Annotated in this window: 7 protein-coding genes; all 7 read right to left on the bottom strand. The window is 45.8% G+C overall.

What is annotated here, in order from left to right:
- Positions 1 to 32 precede the first annotated feature (32 nt).
- Positions 33 to 1,268, bottom strand: a complete 1,236-nt coding sequence (gene pyrB, locus HXT48_RS02565; RefSeq protein ID WP_012914272.1) for an aspartate carbamoyltransferase — start codon at positions 1,266 to 1,268, stop codon at positions 33 to 35.
- Positions 1,269 to 1,411: 143 nt separating this feature from the next.
- Positions 1,412 to 1,609: a type II toxin-antitoxin system RelE/ParE family toxin gene (locus HXT48_RS02560; RefSeq protein WP_231130979.1), complete on the bottom strand. Its 198-nt coding sequence runs from the start codon at positions 1,607 to 1,609 to the stop codon at positions 1,412 to 1,414.
- A gap of 135 nt (positions 1,610 to 1,744) precedes the next feature.
- Entirely contained in the window at positions 1,745 to 1,978 is a 234-nt protein-coding gene (locus HXT48_RS02555; protein ID WP_004108587.1) for a hypothetical protein, read from the bottom strand.
- Positions 1,979 to 2,058: 80 nt separating this feature from the next.
- Positions 2,059 to 5,247, bottom strand: a complete 3,189-nt coding sequence (locus HXT48_RS02550) for a bifunctional [glutamine synthetase] adenylyltransferase/[glutamine synthetase]-adenylyl-L-tyrosine phosphorylase (RefSeq protein ID WP_076002920.1) — start codon at positions 5,245 to 5,247, stop codon at positions 2,059 to 2,061.
- An 846-nt stretch (positions 5,248 to 6,093) separates the two neighbouring features.
- Complete coding sequence (locus tag HXT48_RS02545; protein ID WP_421793162.1) at positions 6,094 to 13,011, bottom strand: peptidase; 6,918 nt, start codon at positions 13,009 to 13,011, stop codon at positions 6,094 to 6,096.
- A gap of 714 nt (positions 13,012 to 13,725) precedes the next feature.
- Positions 13,726 to 14,580, bottom strand: a complete 855-nt coding sequence (metF, locus tag HXT48_RS02540; RefSeq protein WP_116440468.1) for a methylenetetrahydrofolate reductase [NAD(P)H] — start codon at positions 14,578 to 14,580, stop codon at positions 13,726 to 13,728.
- Between the two features lie 3 nt (positions 14,581 to 14,583).
- Entirely contained in the window at positions 14,584 to 16,938 is a 2,355-nt protein-coding gene (gene metE, locus HXT48_RS02535; RefSeq protein ID WP_410310351.1) for a 5-methyltetrahydropteroyltriglutamate--homocysteine S-methyltransferase, read from the bottom strand.
- Positions 16,939 to 17,303: the final 365 nt, after the last annotated feature.

Genomic DNA, 17,303 nt, shown 5'->3' with positions numbered 1-17,303 from the left:
TTTACAGTTATATAATAATATTATTAAATTTTTTACTTAGTTTCTGCTTCTTCGTCGCAATACATGCAGCGATACTCGTGCCTTACGGAATCAGCTTTGTAGAACTTGCGTTTAAGAGTTAGTTCGCTGTTTGTTATGCAACGAGGATTCGGGCATGTAAGAGTTTCAGGCGCATTCTCGTCGGTTGTGTGAACGCGAGGATCCGTTAATGAAATTCCGTGTGCATCAACCGCTTGCAATTCGTCTTCTGGAACGTTCACAAAATCAGTTGGCCCGTAGCCGCAAAGCTCGTCGCCAAGAACGGAACTTTCCAAAGCCATACGCATAAGCATACCGTTTTTAACCTGCTCAAAGTATGCTGCGCGCGGATCGTCGTCAACATCAACAGCAATCTCGTTAATTCGAGGAAGCGGATGCAGCACAGGCATATGCGACTTTGCTTTTTGCAATTTTTCTTCAGTCAAAATGTACGTGTCACGAAGTCGCAAGTATTGCTCGCGATCCGTAAAACGTTCTTCTTGCACGCGAGTCATGTAAAGCACGTCAAGCTTGCCAATAACTTCCATCAAGTCGCGAGTTTCTTCATAAGTGCACGAAGGAGTGTCAATAATACGGTCGATTACGTACTGCGGAGTTTTAAGCTCATCCGGGCTAATCAGCACAAAATGAACGTTTCCAAAGCGGCACAAAGTTTCAATAAGCGAGTGAACCGTGCGACCATATGTTAAGTCGCCGCACAAGCCGACAGTGAGATTATTAAGGCGGCCGAAACGCGCAAGAATCGTTGCCAAGTCTGCAAGAGTTTGAGTTGGGTGCATGTGACCGCCGTCGCCAGCGTTAATAATAGGCGTGCTCACAGCTTGCGTTGCAACAAAAGCAGCACCCTCCTTTGGGTGACGCATTGCAACAACATCGACATAGTTAGACACGACTTTCAAAGTATCGTTTACAGTCTCACCTTTGCTCGCGCTGGAAAGTTGCGCACCTGCAAAACCGATTACTTTTCCGCCTAAACGCAGCATTGCTGTTTCGAAGCTTAAGCGAGTGCGCGTGCTCGGCTCATAAAAAAGAGTGGCCAACACTCTGCCATCGCAAGTGTGAGCCACTTCTTTACGGTGCGAATCAATGTATCGCGCTTTGTCTAAAAGCATTCGTATTTGCGCAGTTGAAATATCGTCTAATGTAACAACACTTTTGCCAGCTAGAGAATTTGCAATTGTGCTGCGAGAAAAAGTTTGATGTAAAGAACTAGAAATTGCGTTCGTCATAATAAGTACCGCTCACCTTCCGTCAATTGGCAAACGGTCGCAACCACACGCGACCTACGTAATTTTACTGATTAGCGTTGACGAATCCCCCACCCCCGGAGTGGCGGAGAACTATAACTTATTATGCAACATTTAATAAGTACTTAATCCAATAAATCTATTTGTTCCAATACAGTTTGTTGATTACGTTTACCATAAGTAACCTTCAAAATATAAACTGTATTTTCTTCTAAAACAACTCTGTAATAAACAAGAAAATTCTTTACAATAATACGACGCACACCAAGTGAATTCCAAGGCTCATACTTAACTACAGGTGCAAACTGAGGAAAAAGAGACAGTCTTTCGATACTAGATTTAATAAAATTAATAAATTCTTACGGAAGTTTTCTTAGAGATATTAGATGCAATATAGTCTCTTATATTTTTTAAATCGTTTTCTGCATCTTGAGTAACAAGAATATCAAAGGAACTCATTACAAGCCCTTTTCTAACTCAGCAAAAACATCCGCATACGGACGCACTAAACCAGAAACTGACTGCTTATAACTATGCATAAGTTTTGCAGCAAAACCAGTAGATAATAATTCGTCATTTTCTTCTAAATTTTCACCACTGACTGCTTGTTTTATAGGCGCAGAAACATCAGCATAAAAAACTGAAGTGTTGGCTCTTTCTTTTACATTATTACTCATTACTGCATTTTTCATTAAAATCACCTCCCGTCCTGCAATTATAACCTAAAGAAGAGAATGCAACAATAAATGTGAAGCGACTAAAGATTGAGAAATTAGCGAGCGTAGAAAAGACGAGACATGATTTCACGGCACTGACGCATAGTTGCTAAAAGATCGTTTTCAAAAACGCGGCCCTGGTTCGGCTCGTAGCCAAGGTAAGTTGCAATTCCGCCCAAAGAATACGAGTCAGTTGGAATAATATCTGCGCGAGCCATTGAGCCAGACCACAAGAAGTTTGAGTTGCGCACCGCGGAACACATATGCCAGCAGCGGCTTAAAACTTCAGCATCCTCGTCGCTTATAAAATGCTCAGATTGCAATGCTTTCAACGCTTGCATAGTTCCAATTACTCGTAAAGACTCATGCTTTGAAGCATATTGCAATTGCATCAATTGCACAGTCCACTCAACATCGCTTAAACCGCCACGACCAAGCTTCAAATGCCTGTCCCTACTCACACCTCGAGGCAAACGCTCCGCTTCCATGCGCGCTTTGATCTTACGAATTTCAGCAAGCTGAGAATCACTAAGAGGATTTGCAGCGTAACGCAATTCGTTTACAACGCCATCAAGCAAAGCATCCGCCAACTCCTTAGAACCTGCAGCAAAACGCGCTCGCAACAACGCTTGATGCTCCCAAGTGCTAGCCCATTGACGATAATACTTTTCGCAAGATTCTAGCGAGCGAACAAGCGGACCGTCTTTCCCTTCCGGACGCAAATCCAAATCGACCATGATTTTTGGTTCAAGCGTAAGAGGACCTTGCAAAATATTACGCAAAATATCTACAGTTTTTTGCGCAAAGCGGTGAGCTGCGTTTAAATCGCAATCTTCACCAACAGGCTTGTAAATTACCATAATATCTGCGTCAGAACAGAAGTTTACTTCTCTACCACCGTAACGACCTAAAGCAATAATAGCAATTTCAGCTTGAGGAGCATTCAAATTCATGACTGACACAGCTTCACGCATGGACCATTGCAAAGTCGCATCTAAAATAGCATCAAACACATCACTCATTGCAAGCATAGAAGTATCGTCATCAATTAGACCACACATCCAAGCTAAAGCAACTCGCTCAATTTCCTGCCGGCGAAGAGCACGCAAAGACTGCGCAAAATCCTCAATATTACTTGCATAACGCGCAACCATTGCGCTAGTTTGCATGTCGAGACTTGCCCTATCTCGCGCAGATAACGCTTCGTCGTCACCAAGCCAAGTAATAGATTGCATCGACTGCATCATAGCGTCGCCCAAGTAGCGCGAATCCGCCAAAACGTGGCAAAGACGCTGAGCTGCAGAAGGAGAATCACGCAAAAAACCAAGATACGTGTTCTTTCCGCCAAAACGCTCAGCAAGACGCCGCCACGCAAGCAAACCCATATCTGGATTCTGCCCATCGCCAAGCCACTTCAACACTGCTGGAAGCAAAATTCTGTGAATTTTAGCAGCCCTAGAAAGCCCCTCCGTAAGCGCTTCAACATGCAATTGCGCGGCGCGAGCATCCGCAAAACCAATAGAAGCAAAACGCGCGCAAGCAGCCTCCGGCGAAAGCACAATAGGATCCGCATCCGTTTGAGCGTTAATAGGAAGCATCGGACGGTAGTAAATATCCTTATGCAAGTGCCGAATTTCACGACGAGCTTTATCAAAACGCGCAACTAACTCTTCCGGACGAAGCCGCACAGCACGAGCAAGACGGCAAATCTGATCATTATTGTTAAGCTGCTCTGTAGAAATTGTGCGCGCACGATCCAAGCCGCCGTTTCCTTGCGCACCCAAATCTGGGAACAAATGCGTGCGATGCATACTCCACATTTGCTGACGATGCTCAAGAACACGCTCAAAACGGTAGTGTTCTGCCAAAAGCGCCGCCTGAGACCTAGAGACGTAGCCACCTTGAGCCAACGCTTGCAAAGCGGAAATAGTATCCCTTACTCGAAGCGACTCATCCTCACTTCCGTGCACAAGCTGCAACATTTGCACAGTAAACTCCACGTCACGCAAGCCGCCGCGACCAAGCTTCATATCCAAATCGCGTTGAGAAGCCGGAATAAGCGACTCCACACGCTGACGCATATGCTGGCAGTCAGCTACAAAATGCTCACGACCAGAAGCCTTCCAAATAAACGGCTCGACCATATCGCGATAAGCTTTTCCAAGATCCGCATCCCCTGCTGCAGGGCGCGACTTCAAAAGTGCCTGAAACTCCCAGCTACTCGCCCACTTTTCATAATATTCCATATGAGAATCAAGCCTACGAACAAGAGGACCATCCTTACCTTCCGGGCGAAGCGCAGTATCAATCTGCCAAAGTGGAGGCTCCACAGAGCCCATAACCACCGACTGGCATACTTTTTGCAAAACCATCGCCATAGAAGCACCAACACGCAAAGCAGCATCCTGGTTCTGCTTGTTGCTTAAATCCGCAGGCTCCACAACGTAAATCAAATCAATATCGGAAACGTAGTTAATTTCTTGCGCGCCAAGCTTACCCATAGCAATAATCGCAAATCTGCATGCGGAAGAACCAGTAACCTGTCCGCGCGAAATAGACAACGCTGCCTCTAGAACAGCATCGGCAGCGTCGGAAAGCTTACGACTAATATCTGGCTGCACTTCAACAGGGTCAGTGCTCGCTAAATCAGCTGCCATAATTGTAGCAACATGCTCACGGTAGCGCGCACGAAGCGCAGAAACTGCTTGCGCAAAGCCGAGGGATGTTAAGTAAATTGTGTTGGAATTGCTGCTTTCAGAAGAAACAACTGTTGCAGTATACGCTTGTATTGCCTCGAGTAAGTCTTTTACACGCTCTTCCCTAGTCATTGCAAAAAGATGATTCGGGTCGTTTGCAGCGGCTTTTATAAGATTAGGTCTTGTGCGCATAAGCATTGCCAACGCGTTAGACGCACCTAATACTTGCATTAGGCTTGTTAATGAGTCAGATACTTGCGAATTTGAAGTTGAAATATTATTTATTATTTCGGGGTATGCTTCACTTAAATCTTGCAATGAAAGCAATGCAGAATCTGGATCTTCAACTGTAAGCGCGCTTCTTAGTAGTGTTTCAAAAGATATTTTATTGCAGTTTTTGCATATTGCTATCATTGCGCAACGTGCGGCATCCGGGCGAGAAAAACCGGCTTTAATAAGGCTTCTTGAGGTGAGTGCGGAAGAGTTTGTGCTGCTTTCGTTGCAGTTGGTTTCAGTAGTTGCACTATCTGTTCTGTTCGCACTTTCCATACCGCAACTTTACATTGTGGTGGTGTACAAGGCTGCGAAACTACCTGCTTTCGCGCTCATAGCGTGGCGAGTTTTAGGCATCATTCTTAACGTGGCGCAAGTTTTGGGGGATTTCTCTCCTCGCACGTCCCGTCCTTCAGTCGCTTTGGCTGTTAAAGACTCTCATGCATACTTTGTTCTCTACGAACGTTGCTCCATCAGTCCTCTTTTAGTGCTCGTAAAGAAATCCCCCAAACTCTGCGTATTTAATCGTTAATAACCGTGTCTATCGCAGAGATTTTTCGATTTTTCTTCTTCGCTTGGCGAATCAGCAGCCTGCGGCTCTGCGCGACGACCTGCCGAAGCACTTAAAGCGTAGCGCGCGAAGGCAACTCGGAGCGGAAACTCGCTTAAGTTGGAAGTCCAGTGGACTTCCAACGCGAGTTTCGTAGCAAGCGCGTTACCCGCGCGAGCGTCCGCGCTCAGTGCGAAAAATCTCAAATCTCACCACGCTAATATTCCTGCAACTAAGCTGATGCGGAGTGTGTAGTATGAGTGCCTGGCGTGATGTGTGCGACGACCTGCTTTCGCGCTGCGATTTAGCGCGCGAAGGCAACTCGGAGCGGAAACTCGCTTAAGTTGGAAGTCCAGTGGACTTCCAACGCGAGTTTCGTAGCGAGCGCGTTACCCGCGCGAGCATGTCTTCGCTCAGCACGGACGCTAGTGTTCTTTAAGCAACAAATAGTCACCGTTTGCAAAGCACTGGCGCAAAGCTACAGGAACAGCATGTGCAGCAGCATGAAGAAACAAAAATCCCTCGCGGATTATCGGAAGATAACCTGCGAGGGATTTTAGTTACGCGATAGACTACTCGTTAGAGTGCTTACGACGGCGAGAAGCTACGCCAGCAGCACCAAGACCGGAGAAGATTGCAGCAAGACTTGCAAACAAGCCAGTTGCAGCACCCGTCTTAACAAGACCACCAGCATTACCGGAAGCATTACGCAACGCAGCCTTAGCAGCCTTAAGATTCCTCAAAGCATCATCAACCTGAGCCTGAGTAGCATTCTTATCAGCAAGCACACGCTTAGCCTCAGCCAAAGCACTCACATAAGCTCTAGCAGCAGCAGTATTCGCCTTAGACGCAGCAGAAGAATCTGCTTCAGAATTATTAACCTCAACTCTCAAAGCAGTCTTATCAACCGAAGCACTCTGAGAATCACTAGCATCAGCATCATAGCCGCTACCGCTTCCAACACCACTGCCTATGCCAAACGGGTGATTAATCTTATACTTAGCCGCCTGAAGCTTCTTCAAAGCCGCGTCAACCTCAGCCTGAGTAGCATTCGGATTCTTAAGCACACTGTTAGCCTCAGCCAAAGCCTTGTTATAGGCGTCAATATCCTCAGTCATTCCAATCATAAAGAATACAGAATCACGGAACTTAGCATCAGCATCTGCTTCTGTTTTCAGCTTGGAAGGATCAGTCTTGTAATCATCGGCAATCTTCTTCTTGGCGGCTTGGAGATCCTTTAGAGCATCGTCAAGTTGCTTTTGAGTTGGGACTTTAGTACCATCTGGAAGATCAGTCTTTGGCTTTCCAGTAGTGCGATCAAACTTATCAAGAAGATCCTTGGCAGCCTTGAGCTTCTTGTTATAGTCGTCAAGAGCTTTCTTAGCAGCGTCATCACCCTTAGCAGTCGCATTCTTGAACTCTGGAGTATTCTCGAACACGTCGGTTCTGGTGTCAGTATCTCCGCCCTTCGACTTATCAACTTCTTCTTGCAAGTCATGCGGGCTGGTGACGTAGTTCTTAGTAATCTTATCCTTAATTTCCTTCAGATTCTTAAGAGCCTCGTCAACTTCTTGCTGAGTTGGGAGTTGCTTTCCAGCTGGAATGTTGGCTTTTGGATTGCCACTCTCGTCGAATAGATCAAGAAGTTCATTGGCTTTCGCTAAAGCGTCATTGTACGCTTGTATGTCTGCGTTATCCTTGCTGTCAGCACCCTTCTTGGCAAGAGCATTCTGGTACTCGGTAGACTTTTCGAACTTCTCGGTGTCTGGCTTAGCTCCGCCGTCGTCCTTAAGCTCTTTCGTTTCTTTCTTAAGAGCGTCGACTTTGGTCTTGAAGTTGTCGTCGATATCCTTCTTGGCCTTCTTCAAAGCCGCAAGAGCATCATCAACCTGCTTCTGAGTTGGACGATCTTCTGGCTTTGCGTTTGGATCAGGATTCTTGACCTTTTCAATAAGCTCGTTTGCTTTAGCAAGCTTCTCGGCATAAGCTTTAAGCTTTTCCGTTGCAGTAGCGTCACCAGCGTTCTTCTTTTCAAGCGCGTTCTTGTACTCAACCGACGCCTCGAATGGAGGTGTTACAGGTTGACCCTGTGCGTCCTTATCGCCGACTTCGTTTTCAAGAAGCTTTGCATCAGTCTTGTAGTTGTTAGCAATCTTGTCTTGAGCTGCTTGCAGTTTCTTTAGCAAGTTGTTTACAGACTTCTGAGTTGCTGTCTTCTTCCAGTTATCATCATTAAGCTTCTGCTTGATTTGATTGAGAACATTCTCGAAGCCAGTGTCTTTGCCAGTTTCACCCAAGTCATTTGTAGCACCTGGATCACCAGCAGTCTTCTTAGCAAGAGCATTCTTGTACTCAGGCGTCTTCTTGAAGCCATCATCTGCAAAGTCTTTGGCAGAAGTCAACGCTTCAAAATTCGTCTTGTAGTTGTCAGTAATTTGCTTCTTAGCTGCAGTAAGAGCATCGAACGCATCGTTAATCTGCTTTTGCGTTGGACGTTCGCTGTTCTTCTTGTTTGTATCCTTTGCATCACTTACTAACTTGCGAGCATTTGCAAGAGCATTCTTGTAAGCAGTAACGTCTGCATTTTCATTACCATCGCTTGTCTTAGCTTGAGCATTCTTGAACTCTGGAGTAGCTTCAAAGTCGCCTTCAGTAACAGCAGGAGCATGTTCAGCAGTAGACTTGTTAATTTCTGTCTCAAGACCAGTAGTAACAGTCTTATAGTTATCCTCAAGCTTCTTGCGAGCTTCGTCAAGAGTCTTCAGTGCGTCGTCGATTTCTTTTTGCGTTGGCTTTGCATCTTGCGGCGTGTCTTTATCATCATGCTTCTTCAAAAGCTCCTGAGCTTTTGTTAAAGCTTCATCATACTCCTTCTTAGCCGCTTTGGCATCATCATTTTTCTTAGTATCAGGCTTGCCATCAGCAGTTAAGAAGTGAGGATCAGACGCATTGCGATACGCATCAGAAGTTTGCGTGCCTTCCGTAGGCGCAGGACCCTCTGTAGAACCGTGCTTTTTTACGCTTTCCGCAAGCTTGGTGGTGTCGGTGTTGTACTTGTCAAGCTCTTTGCGAGCGTCGTCAAGCTTCTTCAACGCATCATTGACTTCCTTTTGCGTAGCATCAGGCTTCTTGAGCAAGTCTTTGGCTTCGTTGAGTGCTTTGCCGTAGGCATCTGCTGCCGCTTTAGCAGCAGCGTTCTTGGCATCATCCGGTCCCGAGCCATCAGGCTTTTGGAAGCTTGGCTGCGACGCGTTCTTAAACGCAGGGCTTGGATGAGTGGTTGCGTCCTCGTTAATCGACTTAATCAGCTCGTCGGTCTTAGTCGCAAACTTATCCAGCGCCTTCGCTGCTTCGTTCATTTCCTTAAGGATTGTGTCAACATCCCTGTTCAGCGGCTCACCGTTTTTGTGCGCCTGAATGTCTTTCAGGTAGTCCTTATCGTTAGGGTCGCCATCTTCCTTTGGGATAATGTTATCAGGAATATCATGACCATTTGCTTGATCCTTCGGAAGCGTGTTAGTAAGCGCAGCTGTTAGTTTCGCTGCTGCCTTTTCATACGCTTCCTTAGCCTTTTTAGCAGCTTCTACCTTAGCTTTTTCTTCTTCACTAGGATTTTGCTTTTCGGCAAGTTCTTTCAAATTCGCGTAGGCTGGGCTGTGTTGTATTGCAAAGTCATTAAGCGCAGCAGCCGAAAGTCTGCTGGTGTCGGTTGCGTAGGTGTCAATAATCTTGCGAGCAGCGATTAGCTGCTCTTTAACCGCATCAACCTTTTTCTGATCTACGGTGCTCCCAGGCTTATTTAATTCATCCATCAAGTCTTTTGCAGCGTGATAAGCGTCGTTATAGGCTTTGAAGTCTTTCTTAGCCTGCTCGTCGCCTGCTTGCGCTTTATCAAACGCGTTGAAGTAGGCTGGCATCAAATAACCGCTGAAGTTGTCCGCAATAGCTTTACCAAGATCGGTTTTATCGGTAGAGTATTTGTCGGCATGAAGTGCTGCTTCAGCGTCTTCAAGCGCTTTCTTAGCGTCCTCAACGTCTTTCTTGGTAGCGTTTTTGTCTGCGAGGACGTCTTTAGCTTTCTTTAGCGCGTTGTCATAATTTGTGACAGCTTGCTGAGCAGCAGGATCGTTAGTCTTAGCCTTAGCGTTCTTGTAGAACACACTTTGCTTGGTAGTATCGTTTGGATCAGGATTATCGAAGCTCTTTTGCACCGCAGCGGCAAGAGGAGCCTTGTCGGTTGCGTTGGCATCAAGCGCTGCCTTAGCTTTCTTAAGATCATCAATAGCCTTGTTTACTTCTTTTTGAGAAGCGTTTGGATCCTTGGAGACCTTATCTGCTTCTGCTACAGCGTCGTCGTAGGCTTTGCGCTCTGTCTCGTTAGAGTTCTGGTAAGTTGGGTCGGCGGTCTTAAGCTTCTCGTCGCCTCGCTTAGACGCATCGCCCGTGTTCACCTTACCATGCTGAGCGATGGCATTATTCAACTCATCCTTGTTGGTGGTAAAGTCGTTAAGCTTTTCGCGCGCAGCATCAAGCTTAGCCTTAGCGTCGTCAACAGCCTTCTGCGTGGCGTTCTTGTCTTCCTTTACCTTATTAGCTTCCTCAAGAGCCTTGTCGTAATCTGTCTTTGCCTTCTTAGCAGCTTCGTTTCTGTCCTTATCATCAGAACCGTCTGCCTTCTTGAAGTCAGGGTCGCTTACGTTCTTGAACTGGTTCGTTGCTTGTGTACCAGTTGCGGCAGTACTACCTTCAGCGGCCTTGCCGTTGGCTTCAATCGAGGCGTTCAGCCCGTCCTTGTTGGTGTCAGGACCATCAAGCTCGGCGCGTGCCTTATTAAGGTTAATCGTAGCGTTATCGATTTGCGCCTTCTGCTCTTCGGTAAGGTCTTTTTCTTGCTTGTCCTTAACAGTTGCAAGCAAGTCTGTTGCAGTCTTTAATGCCTTTTCATATGCCTCTTTCTTATCAGCAGACGCGTTGTAATACTTCGACTGTGTTGGAACATCCTTGCCCTCAACGTTTTCGGTCTTGTGCTCGCCAATCGAATCCGAAAGGTCTTTCGTCTTATGATTCGTCTGCGGCACAAAGATAACGTTAATTGCTTTTGCTGTATTGCCTGGATTGCGGCCTTGCTCCAGATAAACATGCTTATAGTATGTCATTGCATACGGCTCAACAAACAGACGCGCCTTGAAAATCTTGCCCTTTTTAGCAGCCACCGTTACAGAGCCAGCCTCTGTATCCCATGAATACGAACCAGCATCTGATAAATTATCACCGAGGTCTACGTCAGAATTAGAAACTTTCTGATTCCCAGACCAATAAGCGCCACCCATATTGCCAAGCGTAAGCTCGCCCGTTGGCTCTTCATTTTGCAACGCATAGTTCATGTGCGACTTGCGCGAATGATTACTTGTACCTTCATAGGCAAGCGTCTCGCCGCCTGTAAGGTCGCGCAAACCAGACTTTGGATCCTTTGGTTTAGCTTTCAGCAAACCAAGAATCTTTGTTGTATCAAATTCTTCTGCTTTAGTTGGATCGTAACGGTAGATAATAGTGGTTTTCTGATCATTACTCCAAGAAATACCTTCGTCGGTTTCGCGACCATCAATCTTGGTTTTAGTCCAAGTAACGTCGTAATCCGTACGAATATTTGGAAGCTTTGTAAGCTTATTAGCCTTTATATCAGACGTAAACTCGGCAACTGCCTTATCGGTCTTGATCTTAACGGTAATCTTGTTTTCCGCCTGACCATTAGAGATACCCTTATTAGCATCACCAGATGCAGTAAGATCGCCAGTAAGGTACGAAAGCGAAATCTGATCTGTGCTGGTAAGGCCAAGCTCTTTGTTGTCTTTGTTAGCTTCGAAAATAGCCTGCTTGATTCGGTCAAGTTCAGCATTTGAGTATCCAAGTGGGTTAGCCACAAAGACTGCTTTCTCGCCAGCTGGAACGACGACATCCTTCTCAGCAAGCTTCTTCAACACAAGGTCACTGAGTGCAATCTTAGGAGCGTCCTTAGCATCCACGCCAGCAAAGTTGATAGTGACTTCACCCTGGTCGTTAATGGTCACCTGATCTTGGCTTACGTGATTAAGGTGCGCAAGCTTGCGTTTAATTTCGGTTTTTACATCATCGGAAACCTTGGACAGGTCGTCCACAATCGGCTTTTCGATACGCGTATCGTAGCGCGCAACAGTAAGTGGAATAGCTTGCGACTTAAAGCCCAAATCCGTAACCATATAGGTGTTAAGCGTATTCGCGCCAGCTACGTAAGTCTTATCCGTTGCGCCTTGAGCTGAGGTTTCCTTATTAATAGCCTCAAATGCAGTCTTGTCGTAAGCACCATCAGCTTTTACGTTAATATTTTCTGTAAATTTATCAGAAAGCTGATTATTTACAGACTTCTTATCACTACGCGCTGTCTCAATATTGCCAGCGGCAGTAATTGCTGATTGAACCTTTTCAGGAGTAAGCTGCTCGTTATACTTAAGCACCACAGAGCCGGAAGTTTTTGGCGGCACAAGCGTTACAGCACGGAATACGTTTGTTTTATAAGCAACAGTTTCGTTATTATCTTTAGTTACGTACACGAAAATAGAGCGACTGGCTGTATACTTCTCAGCGCCTCCATTAAGGTTACCATCCCTAAAAAGAGTTGTCATCTTAAGGTCAGCAGAACCATCATTATTCGCAGTAAACTCATATTCGCCAGAATAAGCTTGGTGTTTACCTGAATTTTTCGAGTAAAAATCAATACCTCTCTCACTTTTCTCATTATTGAAACCATTCGTCTTAGCAGGGAAAATAGCGATACTGGTAATATTGCCATCTTTTGGCTTTGCAAAATGGAAAGTAATAGTATGCTTTTCACCATCTACGCTGTATGTATTGTCTGAGCTTCCCCAGCCATACACGTTCGGCATAGTGTCAGCGTTATTCTCGTCAATATCAATCTTGGTATTAGAGGTATCCGTTGTGTCTGGATTAATTTTATTAGGATCTTGACCTGCTGAACCATCAGAAGCGCGATCTTGATTTTCAGTTGCAGTCTCGTCGGTTGGCTGAGCATCAGGCAACGAGCGCTTACCACGAATCTTTACAACAGTCGATTTATTTTCAGTACCATCAGTATTTACAGTATTCTCGGATTTCTGCTCAGCCTGCTTATTGGTATTCTCAGCCTTATACCCAGCCTCTTTATTAGCTTCAGTCTGATTCTTATCGCCAGCTTCAGCCTTCTTACCAGTCCCAGCATTCTCACCAGCAGTCACAGGCGTCTGAGCTACATCCGGCTTAGTATCAGGAGTACCACTCACCTCCGCCGCCATTGCCGGAGTTGCACCAAAAGCGAACGACGCACCAGCTAACACGCCTGCAGCGCCAACCGTAAACGCCGCCACCTTGCGAGCATCCACAGCCTTCGCAATCGCGTTACTTACTGCAGCATCCAATGTAACCTTGCGTGCGTGCTTTCCGGAATTTGAATTTATCATAATGATATCTCCTTAATATCGATTCTCTCTGAATAAGTCTTTATGAATTTATTAGTGAAGAGCTTTATGTAGTAATCAAACGCTGATTGAACTACAATCAGATACATATAAAACTTCCACTCAGCTTTCAAAAGCACGAATCCCTTGTTGAGATTTATGTTCAATAATACCTAATATATGAATATTTTGCAATGTATCTGTTATGATGCATAGCCTACTAACCCCCCCCCGCGAGACTTTATTTCAACGTTTTCGGCAGGTTTTTGCGGTCAAAATTAATATAGCAAATGTAAGCTAGATTACATTTTTAACGTCGATTCTAAACACATGTTTAGAATAAATTGCATTTATTTTGTGCATATATACATAGATATACATTTATATACACTCACACACTCTATGTTAAATTTCAATACTCACTGCCTGTTGTTCAAAGAACACTAACATCATCGCTGCTGCACACGTCACACCAAGCACTACTACCGCACCACAGAACACTAGCGGCTTTACTGGTAGTGAGAGTGGGTGTTGCTTGGTCGAGCAATATAAAAGCGGAACGATAGTAATATCTTGCTGATAAATAATATTTCTGCAGAAAAAGTAAGTAAAAAACTAAACTTAACTATGCAACCTATAAGTTCAAGTAAGGTATAAGAGCGGAGCGCTGCGAGACAAGTAACACCCACCCTCACAGCCACTCCAAAACGCTGCAACCTACCCAATCTTCGTAAACAGCGGCTTCACATTCGCCCAAATCCTGCGCGCAATGCCCGGGTGATTCATGGTATACAAGTGAATGCCATCCACACCTTCAGCAATTAAATCGTTAATCTGCTGAGAAGCAAAAATACTGCCAGCATCGCGCAAACAATCAGCATTACTCCCCCAACGATCCATCATTGCGGAAACTTGCGAAGTAATGCGAGACGCACACAAACTCGTCATGCGCTTAACTTGCGAAGCGTTCGCAACAGGCATCACGCCAGCTTCAATTGGCACATTAATACCAGCGGCACGAGCTAAATCACGGAAACGCAAAAAATCCTCGTTATCGTAAAAAAGTTGCGAAATTAAATGCGTAACACCCGCATCAACCTTGCGCTTCAAATTATCAATATCCGCTTGCAAACTTTCCGCTTCCGGATGCTTCTCCGGGTAGCAAGCACCCAAAATCGGCAAATCCGGGTGCTTTGAACGAATATAATAAACCAAGTCGCTAGCGTGCTCAAAAACGCCTGCCGCTTCCTGGCCTGCAATCACGTCGCCGCGCAAAGCCAAAACACCGGAAACACCAGCATTATCAAACATTTCCAAAGCTTCATCAACAGCATCGTAATCAAGGTATCGAGCTGTTAAATGAGCAACCGCATCAATGCCGTATTCGGAGCGAATAGTATTCGCAATACGCGCAGTAGCAGTGCGATCCTGCAGCTTTCCAGTGCCGTAAGTAACCGAAATAAAATCCGGGTCAAGGCCTTTCAACCCATCCAAAGTATCGTAAATCGTACCAATAGGAGATGTGCGCTTAGGTGGGAAAACTTCCAGCGAAAACTTTGGTTTATATGGCATAACTCACCCCTTGCACTGAGAATTGCACTGCTGATTGCTTAGCTTGTTAGCTTGCAATTGCGCGCGAACCTCTTTAGCTGCAGAAACAAGATTCTCCAAGCTTGGCCAAGTTTCAGCGTCACCTCGAGTTTTAAGACCGCAATCCGGGTTAATCCACAGCTTCTCGGCAGGCATCTTGCGCAAAATCTCGTGAATACGCTCCACAAGCTCCGTCTCACTAGGCACGCGAGGAGAATGGATGTCGTAAACGCCAGGGCCAGCCTCAGTCTCAAAATGCGCGTCGTGAATAGCGTCAAGCACAACCAAGTCACCGCGAGAAGCCTCAAAAGAAATCACATCCGCATCCATAGCGTCAATGTCACGAATAATGTCATTAAACTCCGAATAGCACATATGCGTGTGAATTTGCGTAGTCGCAGCCACAGCAGAATGAACCAGGCGGAAAGCAGCAATAGCCCAATCCAAATACTTCTTATGCCAATCAGAACGACGAAGCGGCAACTTTTCGCGCAAAGCAGCCTCATCAATCTGAATCACGCGAATACCAGCGCGCTCCAAATCCAACACTTCATCGCGAATAGCAAGAGCCAACTGCTGAGTCTGCTCCTCGTGCGTAATATCCTCGCGAGGCCAAGACCAGTTAAGAATCGTCACAGGACCTGTAAGCATGCCCTTAACAATATGCTTCGTGCAGCTTTGAGCATAAGCACTCCACTCCACAGTAATTGCAGACTCGCGAGAAACATCCGACCACACGATTGGAGGCTTCACGCAGCGAGTGCCATAAGACTGCACCCAAGCGTTCTTCGTAAACTTAAAGCCGCGCAAATGCTGGCCAAAATATTCAACCATGTCGTTTCGCTCAAACTCGCCGTGAACAAGCACATCCAAGCCAATTTGCTCCTGATGCTCAATGCACTGAGCAATGCGATTGCGCATAAACTCGTCGTAAGCTTCGCGAGTAATTTCGCCCTTACGAAGATCAGCACGAGCGTTACGAATATCCTTAGTTTGCGGGAAGGATCCAATAGTTGTCGTTGGCAAATCCGGCAAGCCAAGAGCTTCTTTTTGCAGACGCTGACGCTCCGCCCTCTTAGGCAATCGCACAAAATCAGAATCTTTAAGATTCGCAAGACGATTAGCAACAGCAACATCCGCTTTCACGCGTGAACCGTCAAACAAAGCCTGATTTTTAGCCAAAACGTTACTAGATTTGCGGCTTTCGTCGCCTTCTGCAGAAAGATTGGCAATATCGCGAATCTCTTGCAACTTTTCAACAGCAAAAGCAAAATGTTGCAACACATCCGCCCCCAAAGCATCCTCACCAACAGTGCTAAAAGGCACGTGAAGAAGCGAGCAAGCAGTAGAAACAGCCACGCGATCCGTAATATTCTCGCGCAAAGCGTCAACCAAACCAAGGCTTACAGCATAATCGTTGCGCCAAATATTACGGCCGTTCACAACGCCTGCAAAAAGCGTAGTTTTTTCGTTCACACCATAATGCTCAATGGCTGCAAGATTTTCTTCCTTGCCTTCCACCAAATCAACGCCAACGCCGTCAAAACCAAGATCATTCACAGTTTCGTAAGCGTCAGCAATATTACCAAAATACGTGTTAAGAAGAAGCTTAACTTCCGCACTCCTGGCTTCAAGCAAAGGCTTATACAAAGCTTCAAAAAGCTCCAAATCGCCTTGCTCTTTATCCAACGCCAAATAAGGCTCATCAAATTGCAACCAAGTTGCGTGAAGCTCGCCAAAACGCTTAACAATACTCGCATAAGCAAAAGCCAGAGCCGAAATCACAGACTCTGTTACTTCCAACTCCTGAGCTTCAGGAGTACGAGCCAACTTCAAAAAAGTGTACGGACCAATCAGCACAGGCTTCGTTTCCAAACCCTGCGCGCGAGCCTCCAAAAACTCGTCAAAAGGCTTAGTTCCAGCCAAATGCAAGTCTTGCGGATTCTCAACTTCCGGCACAATATAGTGGTAGTTCGTAGTAAACCACTTCTTCATAGGCAAAGCCGTCACATCGCCGCGCTCACCCTGGTAGCCGCGCGCGATGGCAAAAAGCGTATCCTCAGCATGCTCAAAATTCAAAGCATTGTAACGCTCAGGCACAGCACCAAGCAAAATAGCAGTATCGAGCATTTGGTCATAGTAGCTAAAATCATTACTTGGAATTAAATCAATCCCAGCTTCAGCTTGCAAACGCCAATGCTTAGCTCGCAAAGACTGAGCAACTTCACGCACTTCATCCAAAGAAGCATCCTGCTTCCAGTAACGTTCAATAATCTTCTTCAACTCACGATTAGCGCCAATACGTGGAAAACCGGAAACCGAAGTAAAAACCGTAGACATACATCCTCCAAAAAATTTCTTTGACTCGCTTTAGCCTAGCAAAGAAATGCTTGAATGCGGTCATTCAAGAACTTGGGGTGTCGTTATAAGATTAATTTATATGCTTAATTTCGTGCGCGTTTCTTTTCCTTGGCGAAATGTGAGCAATGGAAATTACCAGCGCGCCGAATTGATTAACGTGGCGCGAGTTTCGGGGGATTTCTTTCCTCGCACGTCCCGTCCTTCAGTCGCTTTGGTTGTTAAAGACTCTCATGTCTACTTCGTTCTCTACGAACGTTGCTCCATCAGTCCTCTTTTAGTGCTCGTAAAGAAATCCCCCAAACTCTGCATGCTAGCCTTTAATAACCGTGTCTATCGCAGAGATT

The sequence above is a fragment of the Gardnerella sp. KA00127 genome, assembly GCF_049244125.1.
In the GTDB taxonomy this organism is placed as follows: Bacteria; Actinomycetota; Actinomycetes; order Actinomycetales; family Bifidobacteriaceae; genus Bifidobacterium; species Bifidobacterium swidsinskii.
Note: the sequence above shows the minus strand (reverse complement) of the source record. Positions and strands in the feature narration are given on the sequence as shown.